Source organism: Lacinutrix sp. 5H-3-7-4 (assembly GCF_000211855.2).
In the GTDB taxonomy this organism is placed as follows: domain Bacteria; phylum Bacteroidota; class Bacteroidia; order Flavobacteriales; family Flavobacteriaceae; genus Lacinutrix.
The window spans coordinates 2,984,812-3,003,619 of record NC_015638.1 but is presented as its reverse complement, the minus strand read 5'-3'; the positions used below and the strand labels follow the sequence as shown (position 1 = coordinate 3,003,619).

At 31.6% G+C, this 18,808-nt stretch carries 17 protein-coding genes; 12 read left to right on the top strand and 5 right to left on the bottom strand.

Features of this window, described 5'->3' with window-relative positions:
- The first annotated feature begins 11 nt into the window (after positions 1 to 11).
- The 4 genes from LACAL_RS13480 to LACAL_RS13465 all read left to right on the top strand — a co-directional run bounded on the left by LACAL_RS13480 (position 12) and on the right by LACAL_RS13465 (position 2,914).
- Positions 12 to 701, top strand: coding sequence for a porin family protein (locus LACAL_RS13480; RefSeq protein WP_013871311.1), 690 nt, complete (start codon positions 12 to 14; stop codon positions 699 to 701).
- Between the two features lie 242 nt (positions 702 to 943).
- Positions 944 to 1,573, top strand: a complete 630-nt coding sequence (locus tag LACAL_RS13475) for an outer membrane beta-barrel protein (protein ID WP_013871310.1) — start codon at positions 944 to 946, stop codon at positions 1,571 to 1,573.
- Between the two features lie 77 nt (positions 1,574 to 1,650).
- Positions 1,651 to 2,067 (top strand): type II 3-dehydroquinate dehydratase, encoded by a 417-nt coding sequence (aroQ, locus tag LACAL_RS13470; RefSeq protein WP_013871309.1) that lies wholly within the window; start codon positions 1,651 to 1,653, stop codon positions 2,065 to 2,067.
- A gap of 208 nt (positions 2,068 to 2,275) precedes the next feature.
- A complete protein-coding gene (locus LACAL_RS13465) occupies positions 2,276 to 2,914 on the top strand; it encodes a porin family protein (protein WP_013871308.1) in 639 nt (212 codons plus the stop codon).
- Positions 2,915 to 2,993: 79 nt separating this feature from the next.
- Here the strand turns inward: LACAL_RS13465 and lpdA are convergent, their stop codons facing one another.
- Positions 2,994 to 4,370, bottom strand: coding sequence for a dihydrolipoyl dehydrogenase (gene lpdA, locus LACAL_RS13460; protein WP_013871307.1), 1,377 nt, complete (start codon positions 4,368 to 4,370; stop codon positions 2,994 to 2,996).
- Positions 4,371 to 4,488: 118 nt separating this feature from the next.
- Here lpdA and LACAL_RS13455 point away from each other — a divergent pair, with 118 nt between their 5' ends.
- Positions 4,489 to 5,772 (top strand): NAD(P)/FAD-dependent oxidoreductase, encoded by a 1,284-nt coding sequence (locus tag LACAL_RS13455; RefSeq protein ID WP_013871306.1) that lies wholly within the window; start codon positions 4,489 to 4,491, stop codon positions 5,770 to 5,772.
- A gap of 4 nt (positions 5,773 to 5,776) precedes the next feature.
- Here LACAL_RS13455 and LACAL_RS13450 read toward each other — a convergent pair whose 3' ends face one another.
- The 3 genes from LACAL_RS13450 to msrB (LACAL_RS13440) are packed head-to-tail and all read right to left on the bottom strand — an operon-like array spanning position 5,777 to position 7,174.
- Positions 5,777 to 6,307, bottom strand: coding sequence for a DUF1572 family protein (locus LACAL_RS13450; RefSeq protein ID WP_013871305.1), 531 nt, complete (start codon positions 6,305 to 6,307; stop codon positions 5,777 to 5,779).
- The gene (gene msrB / locus LACAL_RS13445) at positions 6,300 to 6,695 is read right to left on the bottom strand and encodes a peptide-methionine (R)-S-oxide reductase MsrB (RefSeq protein ID WP_013871304.1); all 396 of its coding nucleotides are present in this window, start codon (positions 6,693 to 6,695) and stop codon (positions 6,300 to 6,302) included. The genes LACAL_RS13450 and msrB (LACAL_RS13445) overlap by 8 nt, the downstream gene beginning before the upstream one ends.
- On the bottom strand, positions 6,695 to 7,174 hold the full coding sequence (gene msrB, locus LACAL_RS13440; RefSeq protein ID WP_013871303.1) for a peptide-methionine (R)-S-oxide reductase MsrB: 480 nt from the start codon (positions 7,172 to 7,174) through the stop codon (positions 6,695 to 6,697). Before msrB (LACAL_RS13440) ends, msrB (LACAL_RS13445) begins: the two co-directional genes overlap by 1 nt.
- Before the next feature lie 165 nt (positions 7,175 to 7,339).
- On the opposite strand from msrB (LACAL_RS13440), the gene LACAL_RS13435 reads away from it, so the two are divergent.
- The 7 genes from LACAL_RS13435 to LACAL_RS13405 all read left to right on the top strand — a co-directional run bounded on the left by LACAL_RS13435 (position 7,340) and on the right by LACAL_RS13405 (position 17,941).
- On the top strand, positions 7,340 to 8,743 hold the full coding sequence (locus LACAL_RS13435) for a glycogen synthase (RefSeq protein ID WP_013871302.1): 1,404 nt from the start codon (positions 7,340 to 7,342) through the stop codon (positions 8,741 to 8,743).
- Positions 8,744 to 8,749: 6 nt separating this feature from the next.
- Complete coding sequence (locus LACAL_RS13430; protein WP_013871301.1) at positions 8,750 to 10,015, top strand: glucose-1-phosphate adenylyltransferase; 1,266 nt, start codon at positions 8,750 to 8,752, stop codon at positions 10,013 to 10,015.
- A 4-nt stretch (positions 10,016 to 10,019) separates the two neighbouring features.
- Positions 10,020 to 11,927, top strand: coding sequence for a 1,4-alpha-glucan branching protein GlgB (gene glgB / locus LACAL_RS13425; RefSeq protein ID WP_013871300.1), 1,908 nt, complete (start codon positions 10,020 to 10,022; stop codon positions 11,925 to 11,927).
- 119 nt (positions 11,928 to 12,046) lie between these two features.
- The gene (locus tag LACAL_RS13420) at positions 12,047 to 14,452 is read left to right on the top strand and encodes a glycoside hydrolase family 31 protein (protein ID WP_013871299.1); all 2,406 of its coding nucleotides are present in this window, start codon (positions 12,047 to 12,049) and stop codon (positions 14,450 to 14,452) included.
- Between the two features lie 102 nt (positions 14,453 to 14,554).
- Complete coding sequence (locus tag LACAL_RS13415; protein ID WP_013871298.1) at positions 14,555 to 15,385, top strand: M48 family metallopeptidase; 831 nt, start codon at positions 14,555 to 14,557, stop codon at positions 15,383 to 15,385.
- 63 nt (positions 15,386 to 15,448) lie between these two features.
- Entirely contained in the window at positions 15,449 to 16,750 is a 1,302-nt protein-coding gene (locus tag LACAL_RS13410) for an MFS transporter (protein ID WP_013871297.1), read from the top strand.
- A gap of 36 nt (positions 16,751 to 16,786) precedes the next feature.
- The gene (locus tag LACAL_RS13405) at positions 16,787 to 17,941 is read left to right on the top strand and encodes a hypothetical protein (RefSeq protein WP_013871296.1); all 1,155 of its coding nucleotides are present in this window, start codon (positions 16,787 to 16,789) and stop codon (positions 17,939 to 17,941) included.
- Positions 17,942 to 18,011: 70 nt separating this feature from the next.
- On the opposite strand, the gene LACAL_RS13400 is transcribed toward LACAL_RS13405, so the two are convergent.
- Entirely contained in the window at positions 18,012 to 18,743 is a 732-nt protein-coding gene (locus tag LACAL_RS13400) for a head GIN domain-containing protein (protein WP_041302032.1), read from the bottom strand.
- Positions 18,744 to 18,808: the final 65 nt, after the last annotated feature.

Genomic DNA, 18,808 nt, shown 5'->3' with positions numbered 1-18,808 from the left:
AATAAACTATTATGAAAAAATTATTTTTAACAGCTGCAATAGCTGTAATGACTTTAGCAACTAACCAAGCGCAAGAATTAAAATTTGGAGTTAAATCTGGATTAAACATTGCTAATATTGGTGGTGATTTAGGTAATTTCGATTTTGATGAAACTAATGACTTTGAAGCTAGAACATCTTTTCATGTTGGCGGTCTAGTAGAAATTCCAATTTCAGAAAAATTTGCTATTCAACCAGAAGTACTTTATTCTTCACAAGGAGCTAAATCTACTTATAGATATGATGATGGATTTGATTTTGAAAACTCAGAGTCAACTATTAAGTTAGATTATATAACACTACCAATAATGGCGAAATTTATGCCTTTTGAAGGTTTTTCTATTGAAGCAGGACCACAAGTAGGTTTTTTAGTTTCTGCAAAATCTGATAATGAGTTTAGTTATACAGATTCTGGAACAGGAGAAACAGTATCTGGATCAGAAGATGGTGTTGACGTTAAAGATTTATACAAATCAATTGATTTTGGACTTAACTTTGGTGTTGGATATAGATTAGAAAATGGTATCATGTTTCAAGCAAGATATAATTTTGGGTTAGCAGATATTGATGAAGAAGATGACAGTGATGATTTTGAAGAATTTGACGATTTTTTCGAGCCAAAAAATAGAGTATTTCAACTTTCAGTAGGATACATGTTCTAAACATATAAAGTAATTATAATAAAGCCGAAGTTAATAGCTTCGGCTTTTTTTATAATAAATTTTTACATCAATGATTTTATGGTTTTTATAATAAAACTCATAACAAGATGTTAAACTTATTAAGTAAATAATTGTAATGCAAACGTTTGCGAAAACATGTTTTTTTTACTCTAAAATGTGCTTGGAGCAATATAAACCGAGACCTATATTTGCGTATTCAAATCAATAAAATCAATTTAAAAATGAAAAAATTATTATTTACAGCTGCTATTGCAGTATTAGGTTTTACAAGCGTAAGTGCGCAAGAACAAACTACTGTTGGTGGTTTTGATCAAGGAGATATTTTTATCTCAGGATCTGTAGGATTTGGTTCTACATCTCAAGGAGATATTAAAGGTAACCAATTTGAAATTTCTCCAAAAGTTGGATTTTTTGTAAGTGATAACATTGCTATTGGTGCAACATTAGGTTATGCTTCACAAACTAGTGAAAGACCTGCAATAAATCCTACAACTTTAGAGCTTGTAGATGCAGAAGATAAAACTACAGCATTTAGTGCGGGAGTTTTTGGACGTTATTATGCGACTCCAGTAAACCAATTTTCTTTCTTTGCTGAATTATCAGCAAGTTTTGTCGCTTCAAAAAACGAAGTAGCATTTGTAGATGAAGATGCTAAATTTGATGGCTTAAACTTTGAATTAGCACCAGGTATTAGCTACTTTGTTTCAGATTGTATTACTTTAGAAGCATCTTATGGTATTATTGGATATAATACTTTTAAAGCAGATACAGAAGGAGCAGAAGCTAGAAACAACTTTAATGTTGGTTTAGATTTCTCTAACATTAACTTTGGTATTGCATACAAATTTTAATTAGATATATAATTATAAAAAAGCCGAAGCAATACGCTTCGGCTTTTTTTATACCATAACTTTTGTACTTTTACATTATGAAAAAACTTATTATAATAAATGGACCAAACCTAAACTTATTAGGTAAGCGAGAACCTAATGTATACGGTAATTTATCGTTTACAGAGTTTTTTGATACCGTTAAAGCTAAATATCCAGAAACTGTTTTAGAGCATTTTCAATCTAACATAGAAGGTGAAATTATAGACAAACTTCAAGAATGTGGTTTTACTTACGATGGTATTATTTTAAATGCTGCTGCCTATACACATACTTCTGTAGGTATTGGCGATGCGGTTAAAGCTATAGAAACACCTGTAATAGAAGTACATATTTCTAATACTTTTGGTAGAGAAGAGTTTAGGCACCAATCTTATATTTCTGCAAATGCTAAAGGCGTAATTTTAGGTTTTGGTCTTCAAAGTTACGAGTTAGCAATCCAGAGTTTCTTATAATTACAAGAAAGTTTTACATATAAAATCGTCAATTTTTGGCAATACATTAGTATGATTTTTCTTAAATAAAAATTAATTTTTTTTAGCTAACTTTTAAGTTTTATTAATAAAAGTTAAAAAGTTCAAATTCGTTGTTAAACCCTGTTAATAGTGCTTCTTTTTTTGTTTTCAGTTATTAGTTTTGCTGTAATAACCAAAAAAAGAAAACATGAAAAAATTAATTTTAAGTACAGTAGTTTTTGTTTCAGGATTAGCATTATTAAATGCTCAGTCAGATTCTAAACAAGTGCAATTAGGTGTAAAAGGTGGAGCAAATTTTTCAACAATTAGTGGGGACGATTTTGGCGATCCAGATTCTAGAACAAGTTTTAACGCTGGTTTCGTAGCCGAAATTCCAATTTCTGAACGTTTATCTTTTCAGCCAGAGGTTTTTTATTCTGGACAAGGATTTGATGTAAGAGAAATTGATCAAGACAATGTTTTTGATACAGATGATAATATTGAATATCAATTAGATTATATTCAGGTACCATTATTATTAAAAGTATATTTAGTTAAAGGGTTAAGTGTTGAAGCAGGTCCGCAATTTGGATTTAAAATTCATGAGGAATTCGATTCTCAACCTAATAGCGATGGAGGAGATATTGAAATAGATTCAGAAGATTCTTATGTTAAAGATTTTGATACCAATGTTGCCGTTGGTGCTTCATACAAATTCGATAATGGCTTTTTCTTAAGTGGTCGTTATAATATTGGAGTAACAGATATTTTTGACGATGGTACACCATTTGAAGGTGTAGATGCTAAAAATAATGTATGGCAAGTTGGAGTTGGTTTTATGTTTTAAAACCAAACAAATAGCTATAAAAAAAGTTCCAGAATTTTCTGGAACTTTTTTTGTTTTTAACTTAAATGATTAAGTGTTTTTATAAGTGTATTACCTCATCGTAAGCATCTGCTACAGCTTCCATTACCGCTTCACTCATAGTTGGGTGTGGATGTATAGCTTTTAACACTTCGTGACCTGTAGTTTCTAATTTACGACCTAAAACAGCTTCGGCAATCATATCTGTAACACCAGCACCAATCATGTGGCACCCTAACCATTCACCATATTTAGCATCAAAAATTACTTTTACAAAACCTTCTTTATTTCCTCCAGCACTTGCTTTACCTGAAGCAGAGAAAGGAAATTTACCAACTTTAATGTCGTAACCTTTTTCTTTAGCTTGTTTCTCTGTTAAACCAACACTTGCAATTTCTGGCGTACAGTAAGTACAACCAGGTACATTACCATAGTCTATAGCTTCAACATGCATTCCTGCAATTTTTTCAACACATAAAATTGCTTCAGCCGATGCTACGTGTGCTAATGCTTGACCTGGAGTAATATCTCCAATTGCATAGTAACCAGGAATATTTGTTTGGTAATAATTATTTACTAATACTTTATCTCTATCTACTGCAATACCAACATCTTCAAGGCCAATATTTTCTATGTTAGATTTAATACCAACGGCAGATAATACAATATCAGCTTCTAATACTTCTTCACCTTTTTTAGTTTTTACAGTAGCTTTAACGCCATCACCAGAAGTGTCTACGCTAGTAACCTCGGCAGATGTCATTACTTTTATACCGTTTTTCTTGAAAGAACGTTCTAATTGCTTAGAAACATCATCATCTTCTACAGGTACAATTCTATCTAAATATTCCACAATTGTTACTTCAGTACCCATAGAGTTATAGAAGTATGCAAACTCAACACCAATGGCACCAGAACCTACAACAATAATCTTTTTTGGTTGTTTTGGTAAAGACATTGCTTGTCTGTAACCAATTACTTTTTCACCATCTTGTGGTAAACTTGGTAATTCTCTTGAACGTGCACCAGTAGCTATAATAATATGGTCTGCACTATATTCTTTACCATCTACATCTATTTTCTTTCCTGTTTTTAACTTTCCAAAACCTTCAATAACATCGATTTTGTTTTTTTTCATTAAAAACTTTACACCATTACTCATACCATCGGCAACACCACGACTACGCTTTACAACAGCATTAAAATCTTTATCGTATTCTTTTACTGAAAGGCCATAATCTTCAGCATGCTTTAAATATTCAAAAACCTGCGCAGATTTTAGTAGCGCTTTTGTAGGTATACATCCCCAATTTAAACATATTCCACCAAGACTTTCTTTTTCAATAATTGCTGTTTTAAACCCTAATTGAGAAGCTCTAATGGCAGCTACGTAGCCTCCAGGACCACTACCAAGTACAATAATATCGTATTTACTCATTGTGTATTTTTTTGTCGTTTTAAGAAGTTACGAAGTTACAAAACCAAAATTTAATAAAGAATCTAGAATCTTAAAAAAAATATATCTTTTACTACCTTTGTAAAGCAAGTTAAATAATATGAACATACCTAAGTCTAGTTTTCCACGAGTTATAATTATTGGTGGAGGTTTTGCTGGCATTGCTTTAGCAAAAAAATTATCTAAACAAGAAGTGCAAGTTGTACTTTTAGATAAACACAATTACCATACGTTTCAACCTTTATTATATCAAGTGTCTACAGGTGGTTTAGAGCCAGACTCTATTGCTTACCCAATACGTAAAGTGTTACAGGATTTCCCTAATTTCTTTTTTAGACTTGCAAATGTTTTAGAGATAGATACCAAAAAAAACACTGTTATTACCAATATAGGTGACTTAAAGTTTGATTACTTGGTAGTCGCTTCTGGATCTAAAACCAATTATTTTGGTAACAAATCCATTAAAGAAAATAGTATGGAGATGAAAACCGTACCGCAAGCTTTGAACTTAAGAAGTTTAATTCTTGAAAATTTTGAGGATGCATTATTAACTTCAGATTTAAACGAGAGAAATGCTTTAATGAATTTTGTAATTGTTGGAGCAGGACCAACAGGAGTAGAGCTTGCTGGTGCTTTAGCCGAAATTAAAAAAGGAATATTGCCTAAAGATTATCCAGATTTAGATACGCGTTTAGCGCAAATTAATTTAATTCAATCTGGAGATAAAATTTTAAAAACCATGAGTGCCAAAGCCTCTAAAAAGGCAGAAGATTTTTTAGAGAATTTAGGAGTTCATGTTTGGAAAAATATTAGAGTTACAGGATACGATGGAAAAACAGTTACTACAAATAGCGATTTAACTTTTGATGCTGCTACGGTAGTTTGGGCAGCTGGTGTAAAAGGCGCCACTATTAAAGGCTTAGATGCAGAACAGTTTGTAACTAGAGGCAATAGAATTATTGTAAATGAATTTAATCAAGTAAAAGGGTGTGATAACGTTTTTGCAATAGGCGATGTAGCGCAAATGGAAACAGAAACTGTACCATTTGGGCACCCAATGATGGCACAACCGGCGATACAACAAGGTAAATTATTAGGAGAAAATTTATTAAAGTTGTTAGCAAGTAAGCCTATGACACCTTTTGTGTATAATGATAAAGGTTCTATGGCAACAATAGGCAGAAACAAGGCTGTTGTAGATTTGCCAAAATTTAAATTTCAAGGTGTTTTTGCTTGGTTTGTTTGGATGTTTGTGCACCTGTTTTTTTTAATAGGTTTTAGAAACCGAATGGTTGTTTTTATAAATTGGGTTTATAATTATATTAGGTTTGATAGAGAAGCACGCTTAATAATTAGGCCGTTTAAAAAGGAATTAAAATCTTAAGTTTTTATTGTTTTGGTTTACTAAATTTTTCTGCATTAAATTGGTCTGATTGTCCTTTGGGTATGGATAAACTCTGCCATGATTCATTTTTAATTTGTTTTCCAATATGTGCTATTTGCCCAATATGGTAACTGTAATGACCTAATTGTCTAAAAATAGCTTCGGCTACCAAATGACTTTCATTTCTAATATAAACTGTTTTATTTAAATCGTCGTTGTTTAAAGGTGTAATTGCATTAAAAAGGCAAGTCCATCCTTTATTCCAATCGGCTAATAATTGTTCTTTTGTAGTATAAGTAGCTTGAAATTCCTGCTCACGTTGTCTCCAGGTTTTTTCGCCATCTTCGGTTAAAAAATTAGTCCAACGGCTTAACATATTACCAACCATGTGTTTTACTATTATTGAAACACTGTTAGAATTGTCGTGAGATTGCCAGTTTATTTCATTAAACGACAACTGCTGGAGAGTTTTATCTCCAGCAGTTTTATAATAGTTAAACTGTTTTATTATACTTGTAATATAGTTGTTATTCATTTTTAAAATCTACACTAGCGCTATTTACACAAAATCTTGTTCCGGTTTCTGTAGGACCATCGTTAAAAACATGACCTAAATGTCCGCCACAATTTGAGCATACAATCTCGGTTCTAATCATGCCATGGCTTTTATCTAGAATATTAGTAATACTACCAAGAATAGCTTCATCAAAACTTGGCCAACCACAACTTGATTCAAATTTACTATCGCTTTCAAATAGCTGTTGGTTACAAGCTGCACAATGGTAAGCTCCAGACTCGAAATGTAAATTGTATTTTCCAGTATGTGGCATTTCAGTGCCTTTTTTTCTTAAAATACGGTATTGCTCATCTGTTAGCTCTTTACGCCATTGCTCTTCAGTTTTATTTACTTTAAATTCTTTCATTATTTTTCTGGTATAAAATTTAATGCCACACCATTAATACAGTGTCTTTTGCCAGTAGTGTCTCTAGGACCGTCGCTAAATACATGCCCTAAGTGACCACCACATGTTGCACAATGCTCTTCGGTTCTAGCATGACCTAGATTGTAATCTACAGAAAAATCTACATTTCCTTTAATTTCTCTATCAAAACTTGGCCAGCCGGTACCAGAATCAAATTTATGTTCACTTTTAAATAATGGTGTTTCGCAAGCTGCACAAACATAAGTTCCTGCTCTATATTCTTTATTTAATTTGCTAGAAAAAGGTCTTTCTGTCCCAGCTTCTCTTAGTACTTTAAATTCACTTTCTGTTAATTCATTCTTCCATTCCTGTTCCGTTTTAGAAACTTTGTAAACTTTATTTTCTTTGGTTTTGTCTTGGGCAATGCCATTACAATTAAATAGGATAACAGAAATGGCAAGTAATAACAATTTTTTCATAATAACTTTAAATTAGTTTAAATTATTAGTCGTTAAATAAATAAAATCTTAATGTAGAATGCGTTAATCATTTCATAATTTTTTAAAAACTTATTTTATTTTACTTTTTTCTGTATGAATTATTTAAATTAGTAGTCCAACTACAATTTTATATAAAAAACCAGAATGAATATATTTCACATTAGCGCAGAGTGTTACCCAATTGCAAAAATAGGCGGTCTGGCCGATGTAGTTGGAGCACTACCAAAATATCAAGCTAATAAAAACGTTAGTGCAACTGTTTTAATGCCATTTTATAACAATACTTTTACACAAACACATATATTTACTTCAATTTATAATGGCACGATTACTTTAGGTCATGAGGAATTTGATTTTAGAGTTTTAAAGGTAAATGAAGATGTTTTAGAGTTTCCTGTTTGCTTTGTGGATGTTCCAGAATTACTTTACAAAAACTTTATATATTCTTATGATGATGCTAAGCGTTTTTTAGCTTTTCAAATAGCTTGTTTAGATTGGATGTTAACTTTGGATAATAGACCAACAATTATACATTGTCATGATCATCATACAGGACTAATTCCATTTATGGCTCAAGAATGTTATAAATATGAAGAATTAAATACTATTCCTGTAATTACAACCATACATAACGCACAATACCAAGGCTGGTTTAATTATGATAAATTTCACCTCATTCCAAAATTTAATAACGAAAATTCTGGTCTTTTAGATTGGGACGGACAAATAAATCCTCTTGCTGCTGCTATTAAATGTGCATGGCGTGTGACCACTGTATCTCCAACTTATATGGAGGAATTAAAAAAGAATGCAAATGGATTAGAAACCTTACTTAGTAACGAAAGGAATAAATGTATTGGTATTTTAAACGGAATTGATACTAAGGTGTGGAATCCTGAAACTGATAGTTTTATAGTTGAAAATTTTAGTAAAACTACTGTACAGTCTGGAAGAGCGGCAAATAAAAAATGGATTTGTGATACTTATAACTTAGATATTAATAAACCATTATTTGCTTTTATTGGTAGGCTAGTAGGAGAAAAAGGAGCAGATTTATTACCTGAAGCTTTAAAAATAGTTCTAGAATCTAAACAATGTAATGTTTTGGTTTTAGGTTCTGGAGAAAAACAAAGAGAAGAAGCGTTAGAGGCAATAAAAGTAAATAACAAAGGGCTTTATAATACTTATATAGGTTATGATGAAAAACTTTCACATATAATTTATGCTGGAACAGATTTTTTATTAATGCCATCTCGTGTAGAACCTTGTGGTTTAAACCAAATGTATGCACTTAGATATGGCGCAATACCAATTGTAAGAAGTATTGGAGGTTTAAAAGATACTGTAATAGATATATCTAATAATGGTTTTGGTATATGCTTTAATACACTAACTGTTAAAAATATAGTAGATAGTATTTTTAGAGGTATTGCACTTTACGAAAACCAAAATAAATTTAAAGACATTAGAAAATCCATAATGACTATTGATCATTCATGGGATAAATCGGCAAAAGACTATTTAAACCTATACCAATCCATAAACTAAAAAACTATGATTAATGACAAAGTACTCTCAATTATTCTAGGTGGTGGCCAAGGCTCAAGATTGTATCCATTAACCGAGGCACGCTCTAAACCAGCCGTGCCAATTGCAGGTAAATACCGTCTGGTAGATATACCAATATCTAATTGTATAAATTCAGATATTAAGCGCATGTTTGTATTAACACAATTTAATTCAGCGTCATTAAATAGGCATATTAAAAATACGTTTCATTTTAGTTTTTTTAGTTCGGCATTTGTAGATGTATTAGCAGCAGAACAAACACCAGAAAATAAAGGTTGGTTTCAAGGAACAGCAGATGCTGTTAGGCAAAGTATGCATCATTTTTTAAGGCATGATTTTGAGTATGCTTTAATACTCTCTGGAGATCAATTATATCAAATGGATTTTAATGATATGATAAATGCTCATATAGAGGCTAATGCCAAAATATCTATAGCAACAATACCTGTAAATGAAAAAGATGCAACCTCTTTTGGAATTTTAAAAACCGATGAAAATAATATTATAACCTCATTTATAGAAAAACCAGATGCTTCATTGCTTCCAGATTGGACGTCGCAAACTAGTGAAGACATGCAAAAACAAGGCAAAAACCATTTAGCATCAATGGGAATTTATATTTTTAACAGAGATTTGTTAGTTGATTTAATGAATGATGAATCAACTATAGATTTTGGTAAAGAAATTATTCCACAATCCATTAAAGAACATAAAACATTAAGCTACCAATTTGAAGGATATTGGACAGATATAGGAAACATAGACTCCTTTTTTGAAGCTAATCTTGGACTAACAGATGAGATTCCAAAATTTAACCTTTACGATGTAGCACAAAGAGTGTATACAAGAGCGAGAATTTTACCAACATCTAAAATATCTGGAACAGCTTTAGATAGAGCAGTAATAGCAGAAGGTTGCATTATTCATGCAGCAAAAATAGAAAAATCTGTAATTGGTATTCGATCTCGAATTGGAAAAGAATCTACGGTTATTAATACCTACATGATGGGTAATGATAAATATGAAACCTTAAATGAAATTGAAGCATCTAAAATAGAAACACTAATAGGTATTGGAGAACGCTGCTTTATAAAAAACTGCATTATAGATAAAAATGTAAAAATAGGTGATGATGTTAGAATAAACGGCGGTAGCCATTTAGAAGATATGGAAACCGATAAAGTGTTTATAAAAGAAGGAATAGTAGTTGTTAAAAAAGGAGCAATAATTCCAAAAGGATTCGTAATATAAACCTATGGATAACGTATTAAACCATAGTCTTTTTACAGCGTTTGATGTTAGTTTATTTAAAAGCGGAAAGCATTATAATTTATATAATAAGTTTGGCTCGCATATAATAACAAAAAATGGAGTAGAAGGCACCTACTTTTCTGTATGGGCTCCAAGTGCAAAGCAAGTTTCTGTAATAGGAGATTTTAATTTCTGGCAGGAAGGCGAACACAAATTAAATGTACGTTGGGACGAAAGTGGAATTTGGGAAGGTTTTATACCTAATATTGGAAAAGGCACTACCTATAAATATAAAATTGAAAGTCATAACCAAGGTATTAAAACCGAAAAAGCAGATCCTTATGCACGTCGCTATGAACACAATCCTAAAACAGCATCAATTGTTTGGGAAGATAATTATAGCTGGAAAGACAAACAATGGCTATCTAACAGAAAACAAGTAAATACTCTTAATGCGCCATTCTCTGTATACGAAGTACACTTAGGTTCATGGAAAAAAGAAATTAAAGAAAATAGGTTTTTATCATACTTAGAATTATCAGACCAATTAGTTGCTTACGTAAAAAAAATGAACTTTACACATGTAGAGTTTATGCCAATTATGGAGTTTCCGTACGATCCTAGTTGGGGATATCAAATTACAGGATATTTTGCACCAACTTCGCGTTTTGGTTATCCTGAAGAGTTTAAAGTATTAATAGATAAACTGCATCAAAATAATATAGGTGTAATTCTAGATTGGGTACCATCACACTTTCCAGAAGATGCACACGGCTTAGGTTTTTTTGATGGTACATGTTTATACGAGCATCCAGACAAGCGCAAAGGCTATCATCAAGACTGGAAAAGTTTAATATTTAATTATGGCAGAAACGAAGTAAAGTCGTTTTTAATAAGTAATGCTATTTTTTGGTTAGAGCAATTTCATGTTGATGGTTTACGTGTAGATGCAGTAGCATCAATGTTGTTTTTAGATTATTCTAGAAAAGATGGCGAATGGGAACCTAATAAATTTGGAGGTCGAGAAAACTTAGAAGCTATTGCCTTTTTACAAGAAATGAACGAAGCCGTTTATAAATCTTTTCCAGATATACAAACTATAGCCGAAGAATCTACATCGTTTCCAGGAGTTTCAAAACCTGTTTTCTTAGGAGGATTAGGTTTTGGTATGAAATGGATGATGGGATGGATGCATGATACCTTACAATATTTTGAAAAAGAGCCTATATATAGAAAACACCATCAAAACGATTTAACGTTTTCAATGACTTATGCATTTTCAGAAAACTTTATGCTACCACTTTCTCATGATGAGGTTGTATATGGAAAACGCTCAATTTTAAGGCGTCAACCTGGAGACGAGTGGCAAAGTTTTGCAAACTTAAGACTATTATATAGTTACATGTTTACACATCCAGGAACTAAATTATTGTTTCAAGGTGCAGAATTTGGTCAAAGTGAAGAATGGGATTTTCAAAACAGTTTAGATTGGCATTTAACACAGTACAAACCACATAAAGGTGTACAACAGCTTATTAAAAATTTAAACACTTTTTATAAAACAGAACCAGCATTATATCAAAAACAATTTAGTAATGATGGGTTTGAGTGGATAGATTATAACGATGCAGAAAACTCGGTATTGGTATATATAAGAAAAGGAGAAGCAGAAAAAGAAAACTTAATTATTGTTTGTAACATGACGCCAATACCTCGAGAAAACTACCGTATTGGTCTACCAAAAAAAGGAAAACTAAAAGAAGTTTTTAATAGTGATAACTTAGAGTATTTTGGCTCTGGGAATTTTAAAAATAAAACACTTACTTCTCAAGCCATAACATCACATTTTAAAAAACATTCGGTAGCAATAATTATACCTCCATTAGCCATGATTGCTTTAAAATATTCTTAATATAATCTATTAATTTTGAGAATATTACAATTACATCGTTTTCGTTAATAAATCAGTGTAACAATTATATATTTTAATAAGTTTTCCGTTTTTTTGTTATACCAAAAACCTCTATTTATATGATTGTAAATACCGAACTTGAACAAAAAGGAAATCTATTTCCTTCTAAAATAATAGCATTTAATAAAGATGTAGATACCTTATATTTTTCAACCGAAAATAGTGTAGTACTTCAGCTTACTATTTTTAGAGATAGTGTACTTCGTTTTAGATATACAACTACAGGAACTTTTGAGAAAGATTTTTCTTATGCTATTACAAAATATGCCAGTAAAGGGTACAATCATTTAGAAATTACAGAAAATGATGCTTACTATATTATAAGAACATCAAAACTTATTTGTAATGTAGCTAAGGCAAATTTAAGAATTTCAATCTATGATATTATTGATGGAACTTTACTAAATGAAGATGAAATAGGTTTTCATTGGGAAGAAAGCTATGAATATGGTGGTAATATTGTAAAAATGAGTAAAACCATTAATGAGCGTGAAAGCTATTTTGGTTTAGGTGATAAACCAGAACATTTAAATTTAAAAGGAAAACGTTTTGAAAATTGGGTGACAGACTCCTATGCGTTTGGTAAAGAAACAGATCCTATTTACAAAGCCATTCCTTTTTTCACAGGTTTACACCATAATAAAGCATACGGTATCTTTTTTGATAATAGTTTTAGGTCATTTTTCGATTTTGGGCAAGAACGAAGAAACGTAACAAGTTTTTGGGCACAAGGTGGAGAAATGAATTACTATTTTATTTATGGTCCAAAAATGAAAGATGTTGTAGAGAACTATACAGACCTAACAGGAAAGCCTCACCAACTACCACCATTATGGGCTTTGGGCTTTCACCAATGTAAATGGAGTTACTATCCAGAAGCAAACGTAAAAGAAGTCACTAAAAAATTTAGAGATTTACAAATACCATGTGATGCTATATATTTAGATATAGATTATATGGATGGTTTTAGGTGTTTTACATGGAATAAAGAATACTTTCCAGACCCTAAACGTATGGTTAAAGAACTGGCAGACGATGGTTTTAAAACCGTAGTAATTATAGATCCTGGAATTAAAATAGATAAAGATTACGATGTTTTTGCAGAAGCTTTAGAGAAAGACTACTTCTGTCGTCGTGCAGATGGACCATACATGAAAGGAAAAGTTTGGCCAGGTGATTGTTATTTTCCAGACTTCACTAAACCAGAAGTTAGAGAATGGTGGGCTGGATTATTTAAAGAACTTATAGAGGAAATTGGTGTTAAAGGCGTATGGAATGATATGAATGAACCAGCGGTTATGGAAGTACCAAATAAAACATTTCCAAACGATGTAAGGCATGATTATGATGGTAACCCATGTAGCCATAGAAAAGCTCATAATGTTTATGGAATGCAAATGGCTAGAGCCACATATCAAGGCTTAAAAAAGTTTAACTACCCTAAACGACCATTTGTAATTACTAGAGCAGCATATTCAGGGACACAACGCTATACATCAACCTGGACAGGAGATAATGTTGCAACATGGGAACACTTATGGATTGCAAACGTACAAGCGCAACGTATGGCAATGTCTGGCTTTAGTTTTGCCGGAAGTGATATTGGTGGATTTGCAGAGCAGCCACAAGGCGAGTTATTTACACGTTGGATACAATTAGGTGTATTTCATCCGTTTTGCCGTGTGCATTCTTCTGGAGATCATGGTGACCAAGAACCTTGGGCTTTCGATGATGATGTAACAGATGTGGTTAGAAAGTTCATAAACCTTCGTTATCAATTATTACCATATCTATATACTGCATTCTGGAATTTAGTAGAACATGGAACACCAATTTTGCAATCATTGGTACTATTCGATCAAGAAGACAACCAAACACATTATAGAACAGACGAGTTTATATATGGTGAAAAAATATTGGTTTGCCCAATTCAAGAACCAAACTCTAAAGGAAGACGTATGTATATACCAAGAGGAAAATGGTATAACTTATGGACAGATGAAGTAGTAGAAGGAGGCAAAGAAAAATGGGTTGATGCTGAAATAGATAGCATGCCAATTTTTATTAAAGAAGGAGCAGTAATTCCAAAATACCCAATACAACAATATACAGGCGAAAAGAAAATTGAAGAAATAACATTAGATGTATATTATAAAGAAGGAAAAGAAAGCTCTCAATTATATGATGATGCACATGATGGATACGATTATACAAAAGGACGTTACAGTTTTAGAACCTTTAATTTAACAGGTAAAACTGAAGAGTTAATAATCCAGCAACATAAACAAGGTAAATTTATAACAGAGTACTCAACATTTAAACTCAATATACACGGTTTACCATTTGAAATAGGGGAAATACAAATAGATAATGTAACAGTGCCACTAAATGTATTAATGGAAGATAAAGTTAATACTATGAGTATAGATAAAAACTTCTCTGAAATACACATTATCGGTAAATAGTAGCGCTTTATAGAATAAATTGCTAGCTATTAACCATTAAAAAATTAGATATTGCTTAACTTTTATTAACTTGTAACAAACAACAATAAAAAATAAATTAAAATGAAACTCAAATCTAGAATAGTAACTTTACTAACTGTCATAATTTTTTTCTCATGCGCAACAAACCCGTTTACAGGAAAAAGTACTTTAGCATTAGTAGGTAATTCTCAGTTATTCCCAACATCTTTTGCACAATACAATCAATTTTTAAGTGAAAATAATGTAGTAAAAGGAACAAAAGAATCTGAAATGATTTCTAGAGTAGGACAACGTATTGCAGTTGCAGCAGAGCGTTGGTTAAACGCTAATGGTCAACAAGGTTATTTAAGCGACTATAAATGGGAATACAATTTAGTAAACGACAACACAGTAAATGCTTGGTGTATGCCAGGAGGAAAAATTGTATTCTATACAGGAATACTACCAGTAGCAGAAAATGAAGCTGCAATAGCAGCAATTATGGGACATGAAGTTGCTCATGCTTTAGCAAACCATGGTCAACAACGTATGAGTGCTGGAATTTTACAACAAGTTGGTGGTGTAGCAGGTAATGTATTAATTAAAGATCAACAAACCTTAAATATTTTTAATCAAGCTTATGGTGTTGGTTCTCAAGTAGGAGTTATGTTACCATTTAGTAGAAGTCATGAAACAGAAGCAGATAGAATAGGGTTAATTTTAACAGCATTAGCAGGTTACAATCCAGATGAAGCAGCAAACCTATGGAGAAGAATGGGAGAAGCTAGTGGCGGTCAAGCACCACCAGAATTTTTAAGTACGCATCCAGCAACAACAACTAGAATAGCAAATTTAGAAGCTTTAGCACCAACTGCAAAAGAAGAAGCTAGAAAATTTGGAGTACAATCTTTTAGACCTATTACTAAGTTTTAACAATAAGTCATTAATTATTATTATTTTCGAAGCCACTTACCAAAATAAGTGGCTTTTTTAATTATGGAAACATTACAAAAAGGAAGTAAAAAACTTCTTAACGCATGGGCGTTTTACGATTGGGCAAACTCAGTATACACACTTACAATTGCATCCTCAATTTTTCCATTGTTTTATGGAACTTTATTTACTTCAGAAAATGAAACCATCTCAGCTTTTGGTTTTGTAATGAAACCAACTGTTTTAATATCTATAATTACAGCATTTACATTTTTAGTAGTAGCATTTACGTCTCCTATTTTATCTGGTATAGCAGATTATGTAGGAAACAAAAAGAATTTTATGAAGTTTTTTTGCTACATAGGTAGTTTAGGCTGTATAGGCTTATTTTGGTTTTCTAAAGAGCGTATACATTTAAGTCTTTTGTTTTATTTTATGGGACTTATTGGTTATTGGGGAAGTCTGGTATTTTATAATTCTTACTTGCCAGATATAGCATTCGATGAGCAACAAGATAGTATTAGTGCAAAAGGATTCTCTTTAGGTTATATAGGTAGTGTAATTTTACTAGTTGTAAACCTAGGTATGGTAATGAGTCAAGAAACAGGTGCAGAGAAAGTAGAGATGATGAGGTATGCTTTTGTAACAGTAGGATTATGGTGGTTAATATTTAGTCAATATACATTCTATATATTACCAAAAGGTGTTTCAAGTGGTCATAAAGTAACCAAAGCAGTTATATTTAATGGTTTTAAAGAGTTAAAAATGGTTTGGGCACAATTAAAACAAAACTTAAGGCTGAAACGTTATTTATATGCCTTTTTTGTTTTTAGTATGGCTGTACAAACTATAATGTTAATGGCAGTTTATTTTGGAGAAAAAGAAATTTCTTGGGTAGATACAGATCAAAAAACTCAAGGACTAATAGTTAGTATATTAGTAATTCAAATAGTTGCAATTATTGGGGCTGTTTTAACCTCTAAAGCTTCAGCTAAATTTGGCAATATAAAAACACTAATTATTGTAAATGCTATATGGATGCTATTGTGTTTTTATGCATACTTTATGGTAACACCTGTTCAGTTTTACATAGCAGCAGGATTTGTAGGTTTAGTTATGGGTGGTGTACAATCTTTAGCAAGATCGACATATTCAAAATTTTTACCAGATAATACAGAAGACACCACATCGTACTTTAGCTTTTTTGATGTAGCCGAAAAAATAGGTATTGTAATAGGTATGACTATTTTTGCGGTTGTAGATCAAATAAGTACAATGCGATACGCAATATTATTTTTATTCGTATTTTTCCTTTTCGGAATAATATTATTATTTAGAGTACCCAAAAAATCAACAGCAAATTAAAGTTAAATTTATTATGTTTGCTTAAATTACTTAATTATGAAAAATTTAAAGACATTTCTTTTACTAGTATTAATATCATTAACTTATACGGCTTGTGACAATGAACCACTTGAAGGTTTCGAAGAAGAAGGTAACAATCCTTTTGGAAACAGTTTAGTTGGTACTTGGGCTTTAGTAGATTTTGATGTATCTGTAGTATCAACAACAGAAGTAGGTGGTATATCTGTTGAATCGTCATCTTTAGTAGATGGTTTGCCTAATCCAGATTATAACTTAACTTTTACAAACGATGCTTTTTTTACTACCGGAAGTTATGGTTATACAGCAACAACAACAGTTAATGGTATAACTAATTCTCAAGATTTGTTTTTAGAAAATGTTACAGGTGCAGGAACTTATACTGCTACAAATACAGAGTTAACTATAGATGGTTCATTTTTTACAATAGAGTTTCAAGGTATGGATTTCTCGGAGCTGCAAGGAGAACAAACTATAAATTATTCAATTTCAGCTGATGGACAAACATTAACTTTTATTCAAGATACAACAGAAGTTAATAGCGCAGGTGGAGCAACAAGTACATCTACAGTTACAGGTTCATCTACTTGGACAAAAATAGATAATATAGATACAAGTTGTGATGATGCTACAGCCTTTGCAGAGCAAGCTGAAATAGCTTATAATAATAACCAAGACAGTGTTAATTTATGTATTTCATATAAATCTGCATTAGAAGAGTTAATTGATTCTTGTGGTGATTCAACAGGTGAAATACAATCTATTATTGATGGTTTAGGAAACTGTGAAGAAGACGATACACAACCTGTACCAGTAGTTGAAATTAGTTTAACTGCAGGAACTTTACCAATAGAGTTTGATTTAGTTGAGGTTGTTACCGTTGGTAATATATTACAAGTTACGGGAGAAACTTCAGCAGCTAATAATTATTCAATTTATTTTGAAGTTGAAGAAGGTGCAACTGGAATGGAAATTATAAACGATACGTTTGTTTTAACTTTATCTACCACAGATCCAGATTATTTTCCTTCTACACAAGGTTTTGATGATTTTACCTCTACAATCACAGAGAATGGAACAGGTACTCTTGTAGGTTCTTTTGGAGGTGTTGTATCAAACTCTAGTGGTGGTGATTTAAGTTTAAGTCAAGGCACAATAAATATTTCTTATTAAAAAAAATACAGTAATAAAAAAAGCCGCTTTTCTAAATTTAGAAAAGCGGCTTTTTTAGTTTTGCTAACTGCTAATTACCAATACTTCCAGAACCAGTTACTTTAGTGTCTTCTTTTCTTGGGTTGCCTTTATATTCAATATCTCCAGAACCTGTTACTCGCCCTTTTAAATCACCGTTACAAATAATCTCTATATCTCCAGAGCCTGTTACTTTTGCTTCAACATCATTAGCTTCTAAATCAAAACCATGGAAATCTCCAGAACCTGTAACGCTAGCTTTTAAATTATTTGTTGTGCCTATTAGCGTTAGGTCTCCAGAACCAGTTACACCAGCTTCAATATTTTTAGCATCTATTTCTAAAATAATATCACCAGAACCCGAAACTTTACTTTCAAAATTATTAGTAATTATTTTATCCATATTTTTAACATCTCCAGATCCAGATAATGTTACTTCGTCTATATCATTAAAAGGTATAGTAATTTTAATTGTTTTATTACGACTTGGACTTAAATTAATGTTGTTTTCAGTTTTAATTTTAAGTGTGTTCCCATTTACTTCTGTTATAATATAATCTAATAGGTTTTCTTCGCCTTCTATAGTTATATTGCCTTCGGTTCCTTTAACTAATATAAAATCCATCCATCCGGCACATTTTACCGCATCATAGTTTGATGTAGATCTTTTAATAGTTGTTACTTTTCCGTTTCCTTTAATTTTTTTTCCATTCCATTGTGCATTTACACAAGAAAAACTAAATACTGTAATGGCTAATACTAATGTTAATTTTAATGTTTTCATGATTGTTGGTTTTTGTAGATCACTATTATATTTTAAGTGCTCGTTTTTTGATTGATTGATTGATT